The following is a 19,981-nucleotide window of genomic DNA, read 5'->3' as shown; positions in this document are numbered from 1 at the left end:
AGGCCGCGGCACCGACCGCGCCGTGGCGCGAGCGGCGCCCGGCGCGCCCGGAGCGGGCCCGGCCGGCCCTCACGCCGCCGACGCGACCGCCGGGGAGATGCGCTTGCGGGCCTTCTTGTCCTCGGTGCTGCTGACGAAGGCCTGCGCCTCCTCCTTGCGCTCGAAGACGTGCGGCGCGACCCCGCGCTTGTTCAGGGCCTCCTCCATCTTGAGGCGCAGGAAGGCGCTGGTCGCGTAGCGGGTCGTGGTCGCGTAGTAGTTCGCCTGCAGGTACTGGACCATGCCGGCGTAGTCGTCGACCAAGTTCTCGTTGAGCCGGAATCCGTCGTGATTGATCACGGCGTTGACCCGCTGGCCCGCCTTCCGGCAGGCCTCGACGATGGTCATGCGCAGCTCGTCCATGTCGCCCTTCACCCGGCAGTACCAGCCTTCCAGGTTGACGAAGAGGATGTTGCGCTCGCCGTTGTAGCTGACGCGGGACTTCAAATCGAGGTTGAGCAGATCCGAGATCAGCTCCATCGGCTCCTCGCGGAAGATGCGCGGATCCATCGGCACCGGATTGCGCACGACGGGGGCGAAATCCATGTGGGCGAGGATGTCGCGCTCGATGTCGATCCCCGGCGCGACCTCGATCAGCTCCAAGCCCTCCGGAGTCAGTTGGAAGACGCACCGCTCGGTCACGTAGAGAACCGGCTGCGACCGCTCGACCGCGTAGGGGCCCGAGAAGGTGTTTTGCTGGACCTGGGTGACGAACTTGCGGGCCTTGCCCTCGTTCACGATGCGCACCTGACCGTCGGACACCGCGATCTCGAGACCGCCGGCCGTGAACGTCCCGGCGAACACGACGGTGCGGGCGTTCTGCGAGATGTTGATGAAGCCGCCGCAGCCGTTCAGCTTGCCGCCGAACCGCGAGGTGTTGACGTTGCCGGCCGCGTCGCACTCGGCCATGCCCAGGCAGGTCATGTCGAGGCCGCCGCCGTCGTAGAAGTCGAACATCTGGTTCTGGTCGATGATGCAGTCGGCGTTCGTGGCCGCGCCGAAGCTCGAACCGGAGGCCAGCACCCCGCCGACCGCGCCCGCCTCCGTGGTGAGGGTGATGTAGGGAGTGATCTTCTCCTCGTTGGCGACCGACGAGATGCCCTCGGGCGCGCCGACGCCGAGATTGACCACGCCGTTCGGCGGCAGCTCGAAGGCGGCGCGGCGCGCGATGATCTTGCGCTCGTTGAGCGCCATCCGCTTGATGCCGGTGACCGGGACCCGGATCTCGCCGGCGAGCGCCGCGTCGTGCATCACGCCGTAGTTCATCCGGTGCATCTCGGGCTCGGCGACCACCACGCAGTCGACGAGGATGCCGGGCACGCGCACGTCCTTCGGCAGGAGGTAGCCGTCGTCGACGATGCGCTCGACCTGGGCGATGACGATGCCGCCGTTGTTCCGGGCCGCCATGGCCTGGGCGAGGCAGTCCAGGGTCAGCGCCTCCTTCTCGTAGGAGAGGTTGCCCGACGGATCGGCCGAGGTGGCCCGGATGAAGGCCACGTCGATCTTGGTCGCCGTGTAGAACAGCCACTCCTCGCCATCGACCTCGACGAGCTTGACGATGTCCTCGGTGGTCAGTTCGTTGACCTTGGCGCCCCCGTGGCGCGGGTCGACGTAGGTCTTCAGGCCGACCTTCGAGAACAGGCCGGGCTGGCCCGCCGCGCAGGCCCGGTAGAGCTGGGAGATCACGCCCTGGGGCAGGTTGTAGCCGCGGATCAGGTTGTCCTGCGCGGCCTTGGCGACCTTGGGCATGCGGCCGAAATTGGCCGCGATCACCCGCGTGAGGAGGCCGTCATGGTGCAGGCGGCCGGTGCCGAGCCCTTTGCTGTCGCCGGCGCCGGCCGTCATGATCAGGGTGAGGCCGCGGGGTGATCCGGTCTCGACGAACCGCTTCTCGAGGGCGGCGTGCAGGGCCTCCGGGATGCAGCTCTGGACGAACCCCGTTGTGGTCACGACGTCGTTCTCGCGGATCAGCGCGATCGCCTCCTCCGCCGAGATGACCTTGTTCTTCCTCATGGAGCCCGTGATCCTCCCCGGCACATTGAGGAGCGGCCGGCCGTGATGCCCGTCGCCTCCGCCTGTGCCATGCGCCGCCCCCGTGGTGCCGGGACCTCTCGGCCCCGGAGATCGGCTGAGTTTTGAATACGATCGTTATTGCACCGCATCAATATTTGCGGCATCGCACGAGGGCACATGCCGGCGCCGTGACAGTACTCCGAAAATGAGTGTCGGCGCTCCTGAAAAACTCTTCGGTCCACGATCAGAAAAATTGCGCGCGTCGCGGGGCCGTCGGCCGCCTGTGCTCCGCCGCACGCGATTTCCATGGTCCGCGTGCGCCGCCTCACCGCGGCGTCCCGGGATCCGGTGTCTCTCGGTCTGGACACGACAGGAGGCGATCATGAACCGAGATCCGAGAGCCCGGAGCAGGCAGGCCGACGGCAAGGCCCGGACGGCGGAGTCCGACCGCGAGACCGATGCCCGCGCACGCGCGGCGGTGGTGGATGCCTGGCGCCGGGCACTGCTCCGGATGCGCGAGCGGCGCGCGACCGAGGACCGCGCCGATCCGGGCCATTGAGGCCCGGGGAGAGCCGGGCGGACCGGTCCGGCGCCCGGCGGCGACGCGGGGCCGGCGGTCCGGATCGGGCCCCGACGTCGCCCGAATGGGGACGGGGACCGACCCTTTTTCTCTACTTGGCGCGACGCGGCGGGAGCGGCACAGCGTGAGCAACGAACGGGGAGTATGTGAGCCGATGGACGACGACGTCGCAGACGGCATGGACGGCGGCGACGCGAGTTCCGCGGCGGCTCAGGAGGCGAACGGGATCGCCTTCCTGCTGGCGAGCGCCGCCTACCTGACGCTCGCAGACGCGCATCTGCGGCGGGAAGGTCCGGAGGGGCTCGCCCTGATGGACGAGATCGAGGACCGGATCACGGAGGCCCTGCGGAGCTTCGTCGAGGAGACGTCCTACGAGGATGCGCGGCCGGACATCCTCCAGCACGCGACTCGCAAGGTCCGCGCCCTCCTCGAAGCGGGACGCTCGCTGGCGCCGGAGATGCGGCGATTCCAGTGAGCACCGGCCCGGGCCGGACCGCGTGGCGGCGCGCTCGGGCCGGCGGGGCTCAGGCGCCCGGCGGTGAGGGCTTCGCGAAGCCGATATCGGCCGCGACACCGGCGAGCCGGTCGGGATCGCGCTCCTTGCGCTCGCTGTAGCGGTCCACGAGGTAATCGGCGCATCCGCGGGTCAGCAGCGTGAACTTCATGAGTTCCTCGCACACGTCGACGACCCGGTCGTAGAGCGGCCCGGGCCTCATACGGCCCGCCTCGTCGAACTCCCGGTAGGCCATCGGCACCGAGGACTGGTTGGGGATCGTGATCATCCGCATCCAGCGGCCGAGGACGCGCAGGGCGTTCACGGCGTTGAAGCTCTGGGAGCCGCCCGAGACCTGCATCACCGCGAGGGTCCGGCCCTGCGTCGGGCGCAGACTCCCCTCGGACAGGGGCAGCCAGTCGATCTGGCTCTTCATCACGCCGGTGAGCGCGCCGTGCCGCTCGGGCGAGACCCAGACCTGCCCCTCGGACCAGGCCGAGAGGGCGCGGATCTCCCGCACCTTCGGATGGTCGGCGGTCGCGTCGTCGGGCAGCGGCAGGCCGTCGGCGTGGTAGATGCGGACCTCGCCGCCCATCGCCTCCAGGAGCCGCGCGGCCTCGTAGGCCAGGAACCGGCTGAAGGAGCGTTCGCGGAGCGACCCGTACAGGATCAGGAAGCGCGGCGCGTGCACGAGCGGGATCCCCCGACCGGCCCCGTCGGTCGGCGTTGCGAAATGCGCCGCGCTGAGATTCGGCAGGCCGTCACGGACCGAAGGGGCAGGGGCCGAGCTCTTGCTCACCGGGACGCTTTCTCATACGTTCAAACAACCGTTTGAAGATTGTCGGGAAAATGGACGACGCGCAAGCCCTGGCGGCCTTCGCGGCCCTGGCGCAGGAGCACAGGCTGCGGCTGGTGCGGGCGCTGGTGAGAGCCGGTCCGGAGGGCCTCGCCTCCGGCACGCTGGCCGAGGCGGTCGGCGTGTCGGCCGCGACGGTGTCGCATCACCTGAAGGAACTGAGCCGCGCCGGGCTGGTCGGTTCGCGGCGCGACGGTCGCTCCATCCGCTACAGTGCCGCCTACCCGGTGCTGGCCGATCTGATCGCGTTCCTGATGCGCGATTGCTGCCAGGGCCGCGCGGAGATCTGCACGCCGGCGGCGGAGACCCTGGCCGCCTGCCTCAGCCCCTCGGGAGACGCAGCACATGTCTGAGCCGTTCGACGTCGTGATCTACCACAATCCGGCCTGCGGCACGTCGCGCAACACCCTCGCGATGATCCGTAACGCCGGGATCGAGCCCCACGTGATCGAGTATCTGAAGACGCCGCCGACACGCGCGCTGCTGCTGCAGCTCCTCGACCGCGCCGGGCTGTCGGTGCGCGACGTGCTCCGGGAGAAGGGCACGCCCTACGCCGAGCTCGACCTCGGCAACCCGGACCTGACCGACGGGCAGTTGCTCGACGCCGTCGCGGCGCATCCGATCCTGCTCAACCGGCCGCTCGTGGTCACGCCGAAGGGCGTACGCCTGTGCCGTCCCTCGGAGGCGGTGCTGGATCTCCTGCCGCCGCAGCGGGGCGGCTTCGTGAAGGAGGACGGCGAGCCGGTGGTCGACGAGCAGGGCCGCCGTGTCGCCACGGCCTGAGCGCCCGCGGGCCGTCGTGGCGGCGGTCCAGACATGAGCGAAGCCAGCCGCTGGCCGGTGATCGCCGCACTCGGCGTCGTGGAGATCCTCGCCTGGGGCTCGTCGTTCTACCTGCCGGCGGTGATGGCGGCCCCCATCGCCGAGAGCACCGGCTGGCCCCTCGCCTGGGTGGTCGGCGGACTGGCCTTCGGCCTCCTCGTCGCGGCCCTCGCCTCGCCGCATGTCGGGGCGGCGATCCACCGGCACGGCGGGCGGCCGGTCCTCGCCCTCGCGGCGCTGCTCCTCGCCGCCGGGCTGACCGTCGTGGCCGTGGCGCCGAGCCTGCCGATCTATCTCGCCGGCTGGCTGATCCTCGGCGCCGGCATGGGCTGCGGCCTGTACGACCCCGCCTTCGCGACCCTCGGGCGGCTCTACGGCGCGGCCGCGCGGCCGGCCATCACCACGCTGACCCTCTGGGGCGGGTTCGCCAGCACCGTGTGCTGGCCGCTCTCGGCCTTCCTGGTGGCCCATATCGGCTGGCGGGGCGCCTGTCTCACCTATGCCGGCCTGCACCTCGCGGTGACGCTGCCGCTCATCCTCGCGATGATCCCGCACGCGCCGGCACTCCCGGTCTCCGACGGGCCACAGGAGGCGGGGTCCGCGCCGCTATCGACTCGGGAGCGCCGCGCGTTCCTGCTGTTCGCGGGGGTGCTGGTCCTCGGCGGCGCGATCATGTCCCAGGTCTCGGTGCACCTGCTCACCCTGCTGCAGGCGCGCGGCGTGTCGCTCGCCGCCGCCGTCTCGTACGGGGCGCTGATCGGGCCCGCGCAGGTGAGCGCCCGCGTCGCCGAGATCTCCCTCAAGGGCCGGCACCACCCGCTCTGGACACTGACGGCCGCCTTCGGCCTGATCGCCCTCGGGCTGTGGCTCCTCGCGGCCGGGCTGCCGGGCGTGGCGCTCTGGCTGGTGCTCTACGCGGGCGGCAACGGGATCTACTCGATCGCCCGCGGCACGGTCCCGCTCGCCCTGTTCGGCCCCGTGCGCTACCCGCTGGTGGTCGGCCGCCTCGCCCGGCCGGCCCTGGCCGCCCAGGCCCTGGCGCCGCCGGCGGGGGCCGTCGTGCTCACCCATGTCGGGCCGGGCGCCCTGTGGTGGATGCTCCTCGCGCTGGCGCTCGCCGCCCTGGGCCTGATCGGGGCGCTGTGGCGCGCGCGGTGACGGCGGGCCGGCAGGATCAGCGGATGCCGCCGTCGAGCAGGCGGTACCACGCGATGATCGCCGAGACGTACAGCCGGTTCAGCCCGTGGAGCGGCAGCGGCTCGATCGGCGTCAGCGGCAGGGGCAGGTTGCCGGCATCTCCGGTCGCGATGTAGGCGGCCATCGCCCGGCCCATCGCCGACTGGAGGCCCACGCCCCGGCCCTGGCAGCCGATATCGATGAGGAGCCCGGGCGCCGGCTCGTGGAGATGGGGCAGGTAGTCCCGGGTGATCGCGACGCGGCCGCACCAGCGATGGTCGAAGGCGATCCCGTCGAGCTGGGGGAAGAGCTTGCCGACGATCCGCTCGAGATGGGCCCAGTCGGCGGGGTCGCGCGGCTCCCGGAACGGTCCGCGGCCGCCCATCAGCAGGCGCCCGGTATGGTCGAGGCGGAAGTAGAGCAGGAGCTTGCGCGTGTCCGAGGAGACGTGGCCTTCGGGCAGGATCGAGCGCCGCAGGTTGTCGGTTAGCGGCACCGTGGCGACCTGGAACGAGTTCGCCGCGATCACCGTCCGCGCGAGGTTCGGCCACAGGCCGCCCGTATAGCCGTTGGTGCACAGCACGACCCGGCCGGTCGTCACCCGCTCGCCCTGGGCCGTGGTGACGGTCCAGCCCGATCCGGTCCGTTCGAGGCCGGTGACCGGCGATCCGCCGTGGATCGTGGCGCCGGCCTTCTGGGCGGCCCGGGCGAGGCCGCGGGCGTAGCTCAGGGGCTGGATCGCCCCGCCGCGGCCGTCGAGCCAGCCGCCGAGATAGCGGTCGGTCCCCAGCAGCTGCTCGGTCTCGGCCCTGTCGAGGACGCGGGTGGGCGCACCGAGATCCGCCCACTGGGCCGCCCGCTTGGCGACCTCGGCGAGCCCGGCCTCGGTGTGGGCGCCCTGGATCCAGCCGGCGCGGGAATGCGGCACGTCCATCCCGTGCCGGGCGATGAGGTCGAACACGACGTCGGCGGTCCCGCCGGCGAAGCGCGCGAGTCGCTCGCCGCGCTCCCGACCGAACCGCGTCACGAGGTCGGCGGGATCGTATTTCAGGCCCGGGATGACCTGGCCGCCGTTGCGGCCGGACCCGCCGTAGCCGACCTCCTGCGCCTCGAGCACGACGGGTCGGATGCCGCGCTCGGCGAGATGCAGGGCGGTGGACAGGCCGCAGAACCCGCCGCCGACGATCACCACCTCGGCCAGGCCGGATCGGGCCAGCGGCGGCGTGTCCGGCGCGGGCGCCGCCGTCGTGGCCCAGAGCGAGGGTGCGAGCGGGAACGGTTCGGCCACGGCGTGTCCTAGAGCGGGTGCAGCACGCGCTGCAGGAAGTCCCGGGTACGCGGATTCTGCGGCCGGTTGAGGACCTCGGCGGCCGGCCCCTGCTCGACGAGACGGCCGCCGTCGAGGAAGAGGACCCGGTCGGCGACCTCGCGGGCGAAGCCGATCTCGTGGGTGACCACGAGCATCGTCATACCCTCGTCGGCGAGGGCGCGCATGACCTTCAGCACGTCGCCGACGAGCTCGGGATCGAGGGCCGAGGTCGGCTCGTCGAACAGGATCGCCTCAGGCCGCATCGCGAGCGCCCGGGCGATCGCGACGCGCTGCTGCTGCCCGCCGGAGAGCTCGTTCGGCCGGGCGTGCTCCTTGCCCGAGAGCCCGACCCGGGCAAGCAGGGCGCGCGCCCGCTCCTCGGCCTCGCCCCGGGGCTCACCCTTCACGTGGATCGGCCCCTCGACGACGTTCTCGAGCGCCGTGCGGTTGGCGAACAGGTTGAAGCGCTGGAAGACCATGGAGACCCGCGTGCGGATCGCCTTGATGCCGCGCTTGTCCCGGTCAACCCGCTGCCCGTCGACGCGGATCTCGCCGCCGTCGTAGGCCTCGAGCCCGTTGATGCAGCGCAGGAGGGTCGACTTGCCGGATCCCGAGGGCCCGATGATGCAGACGACCTCGCCCTTGGTGACCTCGGCCGAGACGCCCTTGATCACCTCCAGCGCGCCGTAATGCTTGCGGACGTCCTCCAGCACGATCATCGATGCCGTCCCTTCGCCTCGAAGTGGCGGACCAGCAGGATCAGCGGCAGGCTCAGCGCGAGGTACATCAGCGCCACCAGCGTGTAGACGCTGGTGTTCTTGAAGGTCGACGAGGCGATCAGCTTTCCCTGGAGCGCCAGCTCGGCGACCGTGATGGTCGAGGCCTGCGACGAGTCCTTGAGCATCATGATCATGATATTGCCGTAGGGCGGCAGCGCGATCCGGATCGCCTGCGGCAGGATCACCCGCCGCATGGTCATGCCCCAGCCCATGCCGATCGAAAGCGCCGCCTCGACCTGGCCGCGATCCACCGCCTCGATGCCGGCGCGGAAGTTCTCGGCCTGATAGGCCGAGTAGGCGATGCCGAGCCCGATGATCGCCGCCTGGACGGCGGTGAGCGACAGGCCGAAATCGGGCATCACGAAGTAGATGTAGAACAGCTGCACGATGATCGGGATGCCGCGCAGGATGTTGATCATCACCGCGCTGAAGCCCGACAGGATCGCGATGCCGGAGACCCGCATCACCGCCCAGACCAGCCCGAGCAGCGTCGAGACCACCAGGGACGCGATCGTGATCAGGATCGTGAGCTGCACGCCCTGCAGCAGGATCGGCAGGTAGTCCTGGGCGTCGGCGAGGAACTCGCGCATGAAGGTCAGGACCGGTCGGCCGACGGCGGCAGACCCCACTTGGTCAGGATCGCCTGGAGCGTCCCCTCGGCCTTCAGCTTGGCGAGCGCCTTGTCGATCCTGGCGAGGAGCTCGGTGTCGGTCTTGCGGACGCTGAGGCCGACCGAGGCGACGACTGTCGGCTTGAAGGTCTCGACGAGGCGGACGCCGGGAAACAGGCCCTGCTTGACGTAGTAGGCGAGGATCGGCGCGTCGGCGAAGCCGGCCTTCAGCCGCCCGGAATTGACGTCCCGGATGATGTCGGGGATCGCGTCGTAGATCTTCACCTCGTTGAAGAGGCCCGACTTCTTCAGCGGCTCGACGAAGGCGGTGCCGACCTGGGCGCCCACTGTCTCGCCCTTCAGGTCGGCGAAGGACGTGTAGTCCTTCGTGTCGGTCTTCGGGACGATCAGCCCCTCGCCGTAGCTGTAGACGGGCGCCGAGAACGACACGACCTCCTTGCGCTGCGGCGTGATGAACATCGCCGCCGCGATGATATCGATCTTCGAGGCGGTGAGCGCCGGGATCAGCGTCGAGAATTGCAGCGGCTCGACCGCGACCGTGAAACCCGCCTCCTTGCTGACCGCGTTGACGAGGTCGACCATCACGCCTTGAATGCTGTTCGTCTTGGTATCGAGGAAGGTGAAGGGCAGGCCGGTGGGCGTCGATCCCACCTTCAGGGCCTGCGCGCCGACGGGGGCGCCGAGGACGCCGAGGAGCAGCGCTGACGACAGACACAGCTTGGCCAACCGTCTTCCCATGGTGCCGCTCCCGTGCAGTGCCCGGGTCACGCGGCGGAAGCCGGGCCCGATTTCATTCTCGTGAAGAATACCGCACGTTTTCGGTATCGACGCAAGCGACTTTCACGTGCATGAAGAAGCACACGAGAGGCAGGCTGGCGTGACGGTGAGCATCCCCCGAGGCGAGGCAACGGGTCCGGAACCGGTCGACCGGGCTGTGGGTCAGCGCCTGCGCGGCCTGCGTCGCGCGCGCGGGCTCTCGCTGGAGGCGGTGGCGTCAAGCACGGGCCTGTCGATCGGCTTCATCAGCCAGGTCGAGCGGGGCCTGTCGTCGCCGTCCCTGCGGGTTCTGGCGCTGCTCGCCGACACGCTGCAGATCGGGATCGGCGGCCTGTTCGAAGCGGGGCCGGACGCGCCCGACCCGGATCCCATCGTCGTGTTCCGGAAGGACCGGCCGGAACTTCAGCTCTGGCGGGCCGGCATCACCAAGCAGCTCCTGACCCCGCCAGGGGGCACGCAGGGGATGAGCCTGTTCCACGTGGTGCTGAAGCCCGGCGCGAGCACCGGCGACGAGCCCTTCAGCCACGACGGCGAGGAAGCCGGCCTCGTCCTCGCGGGGCGCCTCACCCTGATCGTCGAGGCGCGGACGCTCCAGCTCGCGGAGGGCGACAGCTTCCGCTTCGAGAGCCGGCGGCCGCACCGCTTCAGCAATCCCGACCCGCGCAGCCAGACCATCGTCCTGTGGGTCAACGTCCTCGGATCACCCGCGACGACGTGAGCGGGGCGCGGCGCGTCAGTTGCTCAGGCGCACGCTCGCGAGCGTGGTGCTGAAAAGCTTCAGCATGGCGGCGGTGATGTCGCCGTTCGTGGTCACCGGAAAATACATGCCGTCGGACGCGCAGGCCTGCAGGGCCGGCCCGATCTTCGATTCGTACGGCCTGACGTAGCTGTTGTAGAAATCGTTATCGTAGATCGGCAGGTACTGCGTGTAGATGATCCCGATCTTGACGTTCTTGTTCTTGAGATTCGTGCAGGTCGAGGGACTCAGCGGCCCGATGAAGCGGTTGCTCTGGATCTGGAAACCCGCGCTCTGGTTGGTGACGCTGCCGCCGGTGTCCTCGACGCCGTCGGTGACCATGAACAGGAACCGGATCGGCTTGTCCGGCGTCAGCCCGTCGCCGCTGGCCGGGATCGTCGCGTTCATCTTCGCGATGGCCCGCTCGAAATCGGTCTGATTGTCGGACTGATTATAGTAGGCGTAGGCGATATCGATATTCGGGGTCGCGGTCTTGATATTGTTCAAGGTCGGCGTCATCGCCTGCAGCCGCGTCTGCGTCACCGAATCGTTGAAGGTCCACATCTCCATCTGGAACTGTTGCGGCAGCAACATGCTGACATTCGCCTGATCGACGAGCGCCGAGACCGCGTCCCTCAGAACCTGGATGCGGAGCTTGATGTTGTTCCGCAACGCCACATGGTAGAAGTCGTTCTGATCGTCGCCGGTGATGTTGCCCTTGTTGTCGAAGGTGTGCTGGTGGCAGGCGAACGCGCACCCGTTGGTCGCGCGCTTCATGTTGCTCACGTCGGCATCGGTCGCCGCGAGCCCCATCGACGGCGAGTTGTCGAGCAGCAGGTAGTAGTTGATGTACTGCGAGGTGTTGCGGGTCGCCGAGGACGTGCCGCTGATGGGCATGGCCGGGATCTGCATCATCGATGCCAGGCTGGTCTTGACCGTCGCCGTGTAGGTGGCGGTGAGGCTCAGCGTCTTCGCGCTGTTCACCGGCGCGCCGGGGGCGAACGAGGTCACCGTGACGCCCGGAACCTTGGCGGCCTCGGCGCGGAACTGCGTCTCCATGTTCTGCAAGGTCGTCGTCGGGATCGTGTTGGTCTTCTGCGACATCACCGCGAGCACGGCGCCGTCGAGGGCGGTGTCGAGCTGGGTCTTCGCGGCGTTGCGGCGCCCGTAATCGATCGCCGCCGCCGTGGCGAACATGACCGGCAGCGTGACCAGCGCGAACGTCAGCGCGACCTGACCGGAGCGCGCCCGCGGAAACGCCGCGACGGCCAGCCTGAGAGCGCGGTTCAACCGGATGCGGAACACCGACACGGGCCTTCCCTCAAACACTAGTTGTAGACCGGGCAGGCGGTGCCGCCCGGCATGACGATCTCGCTGGGGGTGCGCTCGGACCACGGGATCTGCCGCGTGAAGGTCAATCCGCGGCCGCCGAAGATCCAGCGGTACAGGGCACTCCCGATGATCGGGGTGTAGGGCATCGTGACTTCCGCCAGGATGTAGCGGGCCCCGTCGAACTGATAGGCGGCCGGCGTGGCGGGGAGTCCGTTGCTCCCGTTGGCCTGGTTGGCCGGGCGCTTCGTCGCGTTCTGCGGCCAGCTGGAGCAGACGAAGCCCTTGAGCGACCCATTGACCGTTTCCACGCCCATCGCGTTGACCACGATCTGCAGGCCGGACGCGTCCAGCGGGCGCAGGATCGCGGTCGCCGCGCTGGTGATCTTCGTCATCCCGTCCTGCGTCGCCAGAGCCATCCCGTTCTGGGTCGCCAGAGCGTTGTCCACCCGTCCGGACAGATCGCCCAGCGTGCGCGCGAACAGGGTCAGTTTCCGGGTCGCGTCGACGACGCGCGTCAGCTCGGCGGTCCCGAAATACAGGACGATCAGCAGGGGCAGGACGAGCGCGAACTCGACGGCGGCGATCCCGCGCTCATCGCGGCGGAAGCGGCTCAGGCCGATCGGCAGGCCGCCCATCACGAGCACCCCGACGGTGCGGAGTAGGGCTCCACCTTGAACACCGTCGCGGCCTGCAGCACCCGCCGCCTGTTCGGCAGGTTGGGCACGGCGGCACCGAGCAGCGGGAAGAAGACCGGGATGTCCACCGCGGCCTGCACAATCACGATGGCCGAGTTCCCGGCGCAGGCGTAGCTGGCGAAGTTCGGGTTCCAGTCGCTCGCACCGCTGGCGTTGGTCGCGACCGGCGAGACCGGGTTGGCGGACCCGTAATCGGCCACCTTCTTCACGCTGACCCGCACATTGGCGCAGGTGAAGATCGTGACCCGGGGCGTGCCGTTCGGCTGCGTGCAGATCGCCGTCCGGAAGCGGCTCATCAGCGTCGCGGGGTCGGTTGTGCCGGCGTTCGTCGTCTGGAACGTGCCCGTGTAGATCTGCCGGCTGGCGTCGGACACCGCCTGCTGGAGGATCTCCTGCTCCCAGAACACGATCCCGTTCTCGAGGCAGGCCCCGACCAGCGCGAAGAACGGCAGGGCCACCAGGGCGAACTCCACGGCCGTCGCGCCCCCGCGCGCTCGCGCGAAGCGCGCGGCCCGTTCCCGGAGGTCGAGCAAGCGCGACGCCGCTCGGATTGCCCTGCTCACATCCCAACTCGAAATCGGAACCACCGAGCTCGAGAGAGCATCAAAAGCTTACTTTTCTCCGCGCATCACTGCTCAAAGTCGAGCCGTTCACGCACATGTGCTACCGAGCGGGCGCCGGAATAGTTCGTTAGCATCAACCAACAGTTGAGAGCGCCGCTGTTCCAGCCCTCATCGGTAACGCGGCGAGATCGCGTTCTTCGGCCAGGCGGAGATCGTCGCGTCGACGTCGCGCGAAGCGGTCGACAAGACAAGGCGCGGGTTCGGCGCACGTTCGGCGTGCTTTGACGTGTGGATGACGTGGAAATAGGACATTGCACAGTCACGATCGGACGGAGCGGCACAGAATCACGTCGAGATCAGTGCCATTAAGCGCGGCTTAAGAGGTCGCCGATAGTTTCACCGGCCAATATAAACCGCATGGCGATCCCCGATCATGGCCCGCGCTCTGCCGGACGTTGCCTCCATCGAAGAGGGTGTTGGGCTCCTCCGGACCCAGCTCCTGTCGATCTCCGACGCGATCGCGCGCACGCGCCAGGAGATCGCCGACCTCCGGCAGGAACAGGAGACGAGCCGCGCGCGGGACGAGCTCCTCGCCGTGGTGCAGGGCACCGAGGATGCCACCAACGCGATCCTGACGGCTTCGGAGAAGGTGGATACGCTCGCGCGCGGCATCGTGAGACGGTCGGGCGAGGACGCCAACCGGGCCGACGCCCGAGCCATCCAGATCGAGATGCAGACGATCTTCGAATCCTGCAATTTCCAGGACCTTACCGGCCAGCGGATCTCGAAGGTCGTGCGCACGATCGTCCTCGTCGAGGAGCGGATCGGCGAGATGCTGCGCGTCTGGTCCGGGCCCGGCGACGCGCCGTCGCGGCCGAATCCGACGACCGACACGCGCAGCGAGGAGGCGGCCCTGCTCAACGGCCCCGTCCTGCCCGGCGACGCCTCGGTATCGCAGGACACGGTCGACGCGATGTTCCCGTAAGGCGCGGTCCGGAAGGCGTGCCGATGGGCCGGATACTCCTCATCACGGACGATCCCGCACGCAGCCAGGGCCTGGCCCAGGACCTGTCCGATGGCCTGTCCTGTGAGCTCCACGATCTGCGCGCCGCGGAATTGCCCCTCGGCGGCGCGACCGCGATCGTCACCGACGTGCACGATCTGGGCGCGAGCTCCGTCGAGCGTCTCCGCCGCCGTCTCGCGGAGGTCCGGCACGGCGCTCCGCTGACCGTCCTGCTCCACACCGACAGCCCGCGAACCCGGCTGCTCGGCGTCGCCCTCGGCGCGACCCACACGCTGTGCGCGCCGTTCGACACGGATCGCCTGCGGGAGACGCTGGGGGCGCCGCGCGCGGCCGCGCGCCTCGCGAGCTTCGCGGACGAGCCCCTGCCGGCCTGCGCCGTGCGGACGGCCGCGGCGGTGCGCGGATTCTATGCCTCGGTGTTCGTGCCCGACCAGCCGATCACGCCCGGCGTCATCGACAACGGAACCCAGGCCATCGACCTCGCGATCCGGGACACCGGGATCCGCGACTGGGTCCGGGCGGTCCGCCAGTTCGACGACGCCACGCACCAGCACTGCCTGCTGGTCGCCGGTCTGGCGGCGGCCTTCGCGGCGAGCCTCGGCCTCGGCGAGCAGGAGCGCCACCGCCTGACCAAGGCGGCCCTGCTGCACGACGTCGGCAAGATCCACATCCCGGCCGCCATCCTCAACAAGCCGGGCCGGCTCGACGACGCCGAGCTGGCCGTCATGCGGCTGCATCCGGAGAAGGGCTACAGCATGCTCGTCGATCAGGGCTTCGAGCAGCAGATGCTGCACGTCGTCCGGTCGCACCACGAGATGCTCGACGGGTCGGGCTATCCGGACCGGCTCAAGGGAGAGGAGATCCCCGACCTCGTCCGCCTCGTCACCGTCTGCGACATCCACGCGGCCCTGATCGAGCAGCGGCCCTACAAGCGGCCCATGGCGAGCGAGGCGGCCTACGCGATCCTCGAGGGCATGGCGGGGCGGCTCGACCCGGCGATCGTCGGCGCGTTCCGGCCGGTCGTCGCCGCCTTCGCGCCCCACACCCTCGACGCGGCCTGACAGCGTTCGGCGGCGTCGGGCCGCGGCTCCGTCGCGTTCCTTCGGCCGCGTTCCTTCGGCCGCGTTCCTTCGGCATGCGAGAGCCGCGCCGCGGAGGGATCCGCGGCGCGGCGTGCGTTTTCCACCGTCACGGCGTCGGGCGCTGCGCCGTGCGCGGCCCGCGACGCCGCGGGCTCACTCGGCCGGCTGGAGATCCGGCGCGGGGGGAAGCGGCGCCATGGTCTGGCCGGACAGGGCCGCGGCGAGCTTGGCCTCGTCGACCTCGTTCTCCCAGCGCGCCACCACGATGCAGGCCACCGCGTTGCCGATGAAGTTGGTCAGCGCGCGGCACTCCGACATGAAGCGGTCGACGCCGAGGATCAGCGCCATGCCGACCACCGGCACGGAGGGCACCACGGCGAGCGTCGCCGCCAGGGTGATGAAGCCCGAGCCGGTGACGCCGGCGGCACCCTTGGACGACAGCATGGCGACGAGCAGCAGCAGCGCCTGCTCACCGTAGCTCAGCGGCGTGTCGGTCGCCTGCGCGATGAACAGCGCCGCCATGGTCATGTAGATGTTGGTGCCGTCGAGGTTGAACGAATAGCCCGTGGGCACCACGAGGCCGACGACCGGCTTCGAGCAGCCGGCCCGCTCCATCTTCTCCAGCAGCGAGGGCAGTGCCGACTCGGAGGACGACGTGCCGAGCACGAGGAGCAGCTCTTCCTTGATGTAACGGATGAGCTTGATGATCGAGAAGCCGTTGTAGCGGGCGACCGCCCCGAGCACGACCAGCACGAAGATCGCCGACGTCAGGTAGAAGGCGCCGACGAGGTAGGCGAGGTTGGCCAGCGAGCTGATCCCGTACTTGCCGATCGTGAACGCCATCGCGCCGAAGGCGCCGATCGGGGCGACCTTCATGATGATGTTGACGACGCCGAAGATCGCCTCGGACAGGACCTTGATGATGTCGAGCACCGGCTTGCCGCGGTCGCCCAGGAAGGCGAGGCCGAAGCCGAACAGCACCGAGAAGAACAGCACCTGCAGGATCTCACCGCCCGCGAAGGCGCCGACCGCCGTCGTGGGAATGATGTTCATCAGGAAGTCGACGATGCTCTGCTCCTTCGCCTTGCCGGCGTAGGTGGCGACCGCCTTCGGATCGAGCGACTTCGGATCGATGTGCAGGCCGTTGCCCGGCTGGAGCACGTTGGCGACGACGAGGCCGACGATCAGCGCCAGCGTCGAGAACGTCAGGAAGTAGATCAGCGCCTTGCCGCCGACCCGACCGACCTTCTCGAGGTTGGTCATCCCGGCGATGCCGGAGACGACGGTCAGGAAGATCACCGGCGCGATGATCATCTTGACGAGCTTGATGAAGGCGTCGCCCAGCGGCTTCAACTCGGCGCCGAGCTGCGGGTAGAAATGGCCGAGCAGGATGCCGATCGCGACGGCGACCAGGACCTGGAAGTACAGTGTCCGGTACAGCGGCTTCGATTTGGCGGGCGGATGCGGGGCGGTGAGTGGTGACGGTACGGCAGCCATCGGGCGTTCTCCCTGTCTCGGGTTTCGGGCGGGGCGGCTCGCGTCGGGGTGTCCCGGCGGTGTCCGCGCTTGCTGTTGGCCTTCCGGCGCGCAGCCGTTCTCTGACGACATGGCTGCGTTTCGTGACGAGAATGGCAACCGGCATGCCAATTGACCGACGGCCGCTACATTTCTTTAACCACCTGGTGGAGATAGCTTTTTTCAGGCAGGCTCCCGGCAGGGCCGCGGGTGGTCTTGCGGATTCCCGCACGCCGCAGGCCGGAACGGTCCGGATCTCCGCACTGGCCCGCCGCCGGTGAGCGGGCACCCGCCCTCCGGTCACCGCCCGCCCTCGCGCCGGGGTGTCGCCGTCGTGGTCGGGCTCTGCGCGATCCTCGTGACGGCGTGGCTCGCCGGGCGCGCCGCGGAGCGCTGGGCCCTCTCGGACCTGCGGCGCGGCGCCCGTTCGGCGATCGGCCTTCAGGTCGGCGTCCTGCTCGCGGAGATGCAGAAGCAGGCGTCCCTGCCGCTGGCGCTCGCGGCCGACCCCGAGGTCGCCGCCGCGGTCGGTCCCGATCCCGGGCGCGACCTCCTCGACCGTGTCGACCGGCGGCTCGCCCAGGTCGCCGCCGCCACGGGTTCGGCGGTCATCTACATCATCCGCGCCGACGGACTCACGGTCGCGGCGAGCAACGCGGGCGAGGATCGCAGCTTCGTCGGCCGGGATTACGGGTTCCGCCCGTATTTCAAGCAGGCCCTGGCCGGCGGGGCCGGCTCCCAGTTCGCCCTCGGCACGGTCAGCGGACGGCCGGGCCTGTACCTCGCGCGCCGGATCGGGGCCGGGAGCGGGGTCGTCGTGGTGAAGGTCGAGTTCGACGCCGTCGAGTCGGCGTGGCGGGCCGCCCGCGAGGTCACCTTCGTCACCGACGCCCGTGGCATCGTCCTCGTCACCAGCGAGCCGGGCTGGCGCTTCGACACGCTCAGCGCCGTCGACGCGGCCGAGCGCGCCCGGATCGAGGCGGGACAGGAATTCGGCAACGCCCGCCTGGAGCGCCTGCCGCTCCATCCGGTCGCGGGCGAGCCGGACGTGGTGCGGGTCGGGCGCGGGTCGCTGCCGGCCTGGAGCGCGATCCTGTCGCAGGCGCCCGTACCGGGCACGGACTGGCAGCTGCGGACGCTGACGCCGCTCGGCACCGCCGTCGAGCGGGAACGCCTGCAGGCCTGGATCATCGCGGCCCTCGTCACGGCATTCGCCGGCTACGGGATCTTCGCGCTCACCGATCGCGGCCGCCGGACCCGGGCGCGGCTCGCCGAGGCCGCGGCGCGCCGGGCGGAGCTGGAATCGAGCGTCGAGGCGCGGACGCGGGCGCTGCGGGAGACCAATGCCCAGCTGCGCGCCGAGATCGCGGAGCGGCAGCGCGCCGAGGCCGAGCGCGAGCGCCTCGGCCGCGAACTGGCGCAGGCCGGCCGGCTCGCGGCGCTGGGCCAGTTCGCGGCCAGCATGGCCCACGAGATCAACCAGCCGCTGGCGGCGATCCGCTCCTACGCGGACAATGCCGCGATCCTGATCCGCCGCGGTCGGGGCGAGGACGCGGCCGAGAATGCCGCCGCCATCGGGCGGCTCACCGATCGCATCGCCGGCCTCACCCGGCAACTCAAGGGCTTCGCCCGCCGCGCCTCGCCGCGGCGGGAACCGGTTTCCCTGCGTGAGGTGGTGGCGAACGCGCTGGAACTCGTGGCGGCGCGCGCCGCCGCGCTGCACGTCCCGCTGGAGGCGGACCGGCCCGCCCCGGATCTGCGCGTCCTCGGGGACGGTCCGCGGCTGGAGCAGGTCCTGGTCAACCTGCTGCAGAACGCCGTCGACGCCGTGGCGGGTCGCGAAGAGGCCCGCGTCAGCCTGCACCTCGTCGAGGGGGACGAGCGCGTCGCGATCGAGGTGGCCGATACCGGGCCCGGGATCCCCGCGGAGGTGCGCGGCCAGATCTTCGACGCCTTCTTCACGACCAAGGCGGACGGCCTCGGCCTGGGCCTCGCCATATCCCGCGGGATCGTGGAGGATTGCGGCGGGAACCTGATCCTAGCCGGCGGCGACGGCGCCGGGACGGTCTTCCGGATGGAGATGATCCGGGCGCCGGACGCGGTCCCGAACGTGGGCAAGCCCGTGGGAGCGACACCGTGAGCGGACCGGCGGACGCGCAGGCGGGGACCGAGCGCGTCGTCTTCATCGACGACGAGGCCGACGTGCGCCGGGCCAACGGCCAGAGCCTGGAGCTCGAGGGTTTCGCCGTCGAGGCCTTCGCGGCCGCCGAGCCGGCGCTCGCGGCGATCCTGGCCGCGCCGCCCGGCGTGGTGGTCACCGACGTGCGGCTGCCGGGGCTCGACGGCGTCGCTCTCCTGACGCGGCTGCGCCGGGTCGACCCCGACCTGCCGGTCATCCTGATCACCGGCCACGGGGACATCCGCATGGCGGTGGCCGCCATGCAGGACGGGGCCTACGACTTCCTGGCCAAGCCCTATCCCGCCGAGGCGCTCGTCGTGTCCGTGCGCCGGGCGCTGGAGCGGCGGCGGCTCGTGACCGAGAACCGGGCGCTGCGGGCCCGGCTCGACGCGGCGATCGAGGAGGATCCGGCTTTCCTCGGGACCTCCCCGGCGATCGTGGGCCTGCGCGCCCTGGTGCGCGAGGTGGCGCAGGCCGACGTCGACGTGCTGGTTTTCGGCGAGACCGGGTCCGGCAAGGAGGTCGTGGCCGGCGCCCTGCACCGGTGGAGCCGCCGCGCGGAGCGAAACCTCGTGGCCATGAATTGCGGGGCGCTGCCCGACAGCGTGGTCGAGAGCGAGCTGTTCGGGCACGAGGCCGGCGCCTTCACCGGGGCCCTCAAGCGCCGGGTCGGCCGCATCGAGCACGCGCAGGGCGGCACGCTCTTCCTCGACGAGATCGAGAGCATGCCGCTGCCGCTGCAGGTCAAGCTCCTCCGCGTGCTCCAGGAGCGCACCGTGGAACCGCTCGGCACCAACGAGGTGCGCCCGGTCGACATGCGCGTGGTCGCCGCCACGAAGGTCGATCTCGGGCAGGCGGCCGCGCAGGGCACCTTCCGCGACGACCTCTATCACCGGCTCAACGTCATCACGATCGCGATCCCGCCCCTGCGCGACCGCGGGGAGGACGTGCTGCTGCTGTTCCAGCACTTCCTGCGCCGGGCCGCGGAGAAGTTCGGGCGCCCGGTGCCGCCCGTCACGCCGGCGATCCGCGAGCACCTGCGCCGCCACGCCTGGCCCGGCAACGTCCGCGAGCTCGGCCATTTCGCCGAGCGCTGCGCACTGGGCCTCGCGGCGGCGGCGCAGCCCGCGGCCGAGAGGGCCGCCGCCAGCCTCACCGATCAGGTCGATCGCTTCGAGCGGCAGCTGATCCGCGACGAGCTGATCATGGCCGGCGGCGATGTCCGCGCCGCCGCGGAAGCCCTCGGCCTGCCGCGCAAGACCCTCTACGACAAGATGGCCCGGCACGGTCTGACCCCGGGCGACTACCGCTAGGGCCGTCGCCCGGCCCGTCCCGGGCAACGACGGTGCCGGCGCGATCACGGGAGCGCCGCGACGGCGA

20 protein-coding genes are annotated in these 19,981 nt (G+C 70.3%); 10 read left to right on the top strand and 10 right to left on the bottom strand.

Annotation, left to right across the window (positions count from 1 at the left end):
* Positions 1-69: 69 nt before the first annotated feature.
* Positions 70-2,052, bottom strand: coding sequence for an acyl CoA:acetate/3-ketoacid CoA transferase (locus tag ACLBYB_RS02705; RefSeq protein WP_447697764.1), 1,983 nt, complete (start codon positions 2,050-2,052; stop codon positions 70-72).
* A gap of 382 nt (positions 2,053-2,434) precedes the next feature.
* Here ACLBYB_RS02705 and ACLBYB_RS02700 point away from each other — a divergent pair, with 382 nt between their 5' ends.
* Positions 2,435-2,611, top strand: a complete 177-nt coding sequence (locus ACLBYB_RS02700) for a hypothetical protein (protein WP_447680490.1) — start codon at positions 2,435-2,437, stop codon at positions 2,609-2,611.
* Between the two features lie 175 nt (positions 2,612-2,786).
* Positions 2,787-3,107, top strand: a complete 321-nt coding sequence (locus ACLBYB_RS02695; protein WP_020091721.1) for a hypothetical protein — start codon at positions 2,787-2,789, stop codon at positions 3,105-3,107.
* Between the two features lie 49 nt (positions 3,108-3,156).
* Here ACLBYB_RS02695 and arsH read toward each other — a convergent pair whose 3' ends face one another.
* Positions 3,157-3,924 carry an arsenical resistance protein ArsH gene (arsH, locus tag ACLBYB_RS02690; RefSeq protein ID WP_447697763.1) on the bottom strand — a complete coding sequence of 256 codons (768 nt, stop codon included), beginning with the start codon at positions 3,922-3,924 and terminating at the stop codon, positions 3,157-3,159.
* 50 nt (positions 3,925-3,974) lie between these two features.
* On the opposite strand from arsH, the gene ACLBYB_RS02685 reads away from it, so the two are divergent.
* The 3 genes from ACLBYB_RS02685 to ACLBYB_RS02675 are packed head-to-tail and all read left to right on the top strand — an operon-like array spanning position 3,975 to position 5,961.
* Positions 3,975-4,334, top strand: coding sequence for an ArsR/SmtB family transcription factor (locus ACLBYB_RS02685; protein ID WP_056521364.1), 360 nt, complete (start codon positions 3,975-3,977; stop codon positions 4,332-4,334).
* Complete coding sequence (gene arsC, locus ACLBYB_RS02680; RefSeq protein ID WP_132366348.1) at positions 4,327-4,764, top strand: arsenate reductase (glutaredoxin); 438 nt, start codon at positions 4,327-4,329, stop codon at positions 4,762-4,764. The genes ACLBYB_RS02685 and arsC overlap by 8 nt, the downstream gene beginning before the upstream one ends.
* Before the next feature lie 33 nt (positions 4,765-4,797).
* A complete protein-coding gene (locus tag ACLBYB_RS02675; protein WP_447697762.1) occupies positions 4,798-5,961 on the top strand; it encodes an MFS transporter in 1,164 nt (387 codons plus the stop codon).
* A gap of 16 nt (positions 5,962-5,977) precedes the next feature.
* On the opposite strand, the gene ACLBYB_RS02670 is transcribed toward ACLBYB_RS02675, so the two are convergent.
* Genes ACLBYB_RS02670 through ACLBYB_RS02655 form a run of 4 tightly spaced genes read right to left on the bottom strand, consistent with a single transcriptional unit; the run spans position 5,978 to position 9,436 of the window.
* Positions 5,978-7,267, bottom strand: a complete 1,290-nt coding sequence (locus tag ACLBYB_RS02670) for an NAD(P)/FAD-dependent oxidoreductase (RefSeq protein WP_447697761.1) — start codon at positions 7,265-7,267, stop codon at positions 5,978-5,980.
* An 8-nt stretch (positions 7,268-7,275) separates the two neighbouring features.
* The gene (locus ACLBYB_RS02665) at positions 7,276-8,007 is read right to left on the bottom strand and encodes an amino acid ABC transporter ATP-binding protein (RefSeq protein ID WP_020091727.1); all 732 of its coding nucleotides are present in this window, start codon (positions 8,005-8,007) and stop codon (positions 7,276-7,278) included.
* Complete coding sequence (locus ACLBYB_RS02660; RefSeq protein WP_012317380.1) at positions 8,004-8,657, bottom strand: amino acid ABC transporter permease; 654 nt, start codon at positions 8,655-8,657, stop codon at positions 8,004-8,006. The genes ACLBYB_RS02665 and ACLBYB_RS02660 overlap by 4 nt, the downstream gene beginning before the upstream one ends.
* 5 nt (positions 8,658-8,662) lie before the next feature.
* The gene (locus tag ACLBYB_RS02655; protein WP_447697760.1) at positions 8,663-9,436 is read right to left on the bottom strand and encodes an ABC transporter substrate-binding protein; all 774 of its coding nucleotides are present in this window, start codon (positions 9,434-9,436) and stop codon (positions 8,663-8,665) included.
* A 139-nt stretch (positions 9,437-9,575) separates the two neighbouring features.
* Here ACLBYB_RS02655 and ACLBYB_RS02650 point away from each other — a divergent pair, with 139 nt between their 5' ends.
* Complete coding sequence (locus ACLBYB_RS02650) at positions 9,576-10,193, top strand: helix-turn-helix domain-containing protein (protein WP_447697759.1); 618 nt, start codon at positions 9,576-9,578, stop codon at positions 10,191-10,193.
* A gap of 15 nt (positions 10,194-10,208) precedes the next feature.
* Here ACLBYB_RS02650 and ACLBYB_RS02645 read toward each other — a convergent pair whose 3' ends face one another.
* The 3 genes from ACLBYB_RS02645 to ACLBYB_RS02635 are packed head-to-tail and all read right to left on the bottom strand — an operon-like array spanning position 10,209 to position 12,771.
* Positions 10,209-11,522: a TadE/TadG family type IV pilus assembly protein gene (locus ACLBYB_RS02645; protein WP_447697758.1), complete on the bottom strand. Its 1,314-nt coding sequence runs from the start codon at positions 11,520-11,522 to the stop codon at positions 10,209-10,211.
* Positions 11,523-11,539: 17 nt separating this feature from the next.
* Positions 11,540-12,178, bottom strand: a complete 639-nt coding sequence (locus ACLBYB_RS02640; protein WP_056522208.1) for a TadE/TadG family type IV pilus assembly protein — start codon at positions 12,176-12,178, stop codon at positions 11,540-11,542.
* Positions 12,178-12,771 (bottom strand): TadE/TadG family type IV pilus assembly protein, encoded by a 594-nt coding sequence (locus ACLBYB_RS02635; protein ID WP_447697757.1) that lies wholly within the window; start codon positions 12,769-12,771, stop codon positions 12,178-12,180. Before ACLBYB_RS02635 ends, ACLBYB_RS02640 begins: the two co-directional genes overlap by 1 nt.
* Positions 12,772-13,234: 463 nt before the next feature.
* On the opposite strand from ACLBYB_RS02635, the gene ACLBYB_RS02630 reads away from it, so the two are divergent.
* Together ACLBYB_RS02630 and ACLBYB_RS02625 are read left to right on the top strand one after the other, a co-directional pair.
* The gene (locus ACLBYB_RS02630; RefSeq protein ID WP_447697756.1) at positions 13,235-13,786 is read left to right on the top strand and encodes a protein phosphatase CheZ; all 552 of its coding nucleotides are present in this window, start codon (positions 13,235-13,237) and stop codon (positions 13,784-13,786) included.
* A gap of 23 nt (positions 13,787-13,809) precedes the next feature.
* The gene (locus ACLBYB_RS02625) at positions 13,810-14,886 is read left to right on the top strand and encodes an HD-GYP domain-containing protein (RefSeq protein WP_447697755.1); all 1,077 of its coding nucleotides are present in this window, start codon (positions 13,810-13,812) and stop codon (positions 14,884-14,886) included.
* Between the two features lie 174 nt (positions 14,887-15,060).
* Here ACLBYB_RS02625 and ACLBYB_RS02620 read toward each other — a convergent pair whose 3' ends face one another.
* On the bottom strand, positions 15,061-16,404 hold the full coding sequence (locus ACLBYB_RS02620; protein WP_447697754.1) for a dicarboxylate/amino acid:cation symporter: 1,344 nt from the start codon (positions 16,402-16,404) through the stop codon (positions 15,061-15,063).
* 295 nt (positions 16,405-16,699) lie between these two features.
* Between ACLBYB_RS02620 and ACLBYB_RS02615 the strand changes: the two genes are divergently transcribed.
* On the top strand, positions 16,700-18,562 hold the full coding sequence (locus tag ACLBYB_RS02615; protein ID WP_447697753.1) for a sensor histidine kinase: 1,863 nt from the start codon (positions 16,700-16,702) through the stop codon (positions 18,560-18,562).
* Positions 18,559-19,914, top strand: coding sequence for a sigma-54-dependent transcriptional regulator (locus ACLBYB_RS02610; protein WP_447697752.1), 1,356 nt, complete (start codon positions 18,559-18,561; stop codon positions 19,912-19,914). Before ACLBYB_RS02615 ends, ACLBYB_RS02610 begins: the two co-directional genes overlap by 4 nt.
* Positions 19,915-19,981 lie beyond the last annotated feature (67 nt).

The organism is Methylobacterium sp. D54C (assembly GCF_053345595.1).
This window is presented reverse-complemented; position numbering and strand designations above follow the sequence as displayed.

Bases quoted from the DNA above. Each gene is read 5' to 3' on its own strand.
- ACLBYB_RS02705 (WP_447697764.1), bottom strand. From the start codon at position 2,052: ATGAGGAAGAACAAGGTCATCTCGGCGGAGGAGGCGATCGCGCTGATC.
- ACLBYB_RS02700 (WP_447680490.1), top strand. From the start codon at position 2,435: ATGAACCGAGATCCGAGAGCCCGGAGCAGGCAGGCCGACGGCAAGGCC.
- ACLBYB_RS02695 (WP_020091721.1), top strand. From the start codon at position 2,787: ATGGACGACGACGTCGCAGACGGCATGGACGGCGGCGACGCGAGTTCC.
- ACLBYB_RS02685 (WP_056521364.1), top strand. From the start codon at position 3,975: ATGGACGACGCGCAAGCCCTGGCGGCCTTCGCGGCCCTGGCGCAGGAG.
- arsC (WP_132366348.1), top strand. From the start codon at position 4,327: ATGTCTGAGCCGTTCGACGTCGTGATCTACCACAATCCGGCCTGCGGC.
- ACLBYB_RS02675 (WP_447697762.1), top strand. From the start codon at position 4,798: ATGAGCGAAGCCAGCCGCTGGCCGGTGATCGCCGCACTCGGCGTCGTG.
- ACLBYB_RS02665 (WP_020091727.1), bottom strand. From the start codon at position 8,007: ATGATCGTGCTGGAGGACGTCCGCAAGCATTACGGCGCGCTGGAGGTG.
- ACLBYB_RS02660 (WP_012317380.1), bottom strand. From the start codon at position 8,657: ATGCGCGAGTTCCTCGCCGACGCCCAGGACTACCTGCCGATCCTGCTG.
- ACLBYB_RS02655 (WP_447697760.1), bottom strand. From the start codon at position 9,436: ATGGGAAGACGGTTGGCCAAGCTGTGTCTGTCGTCAGCGCTGCTCCTC.
- ACLBYB_RS02640 (WP_056522208.1), bottom strand. From the start codon at position 12,178: ATGGGCGGCCTGCCGATCGGCCTGAGCCGCTTCCGCCGCGATGAGCGC.
- ACLBYB_RS02630 (WP_447697756.1), top strand. From the start codon at position 13,235: ATGGCCCGCGCTCTGCCGGACGTTGCCTCCATCGAAGAGGGTGTTGGG.
- ACLBYB_RS02625 (WP_447697755.1), top strand. From the start codon at position 13,810: ATGGGCCGGATACTCCTCATCACGGACGATCCCGCACGCAGCCAGGGC.
- ACLBYB_RS02620 (WP_447697754.1), bottom strand. From the start codon at position 16,404: ATGGCTGCCGTACCGTCACCACTCACCGCCCCGCATCCGCCCGCCAAA.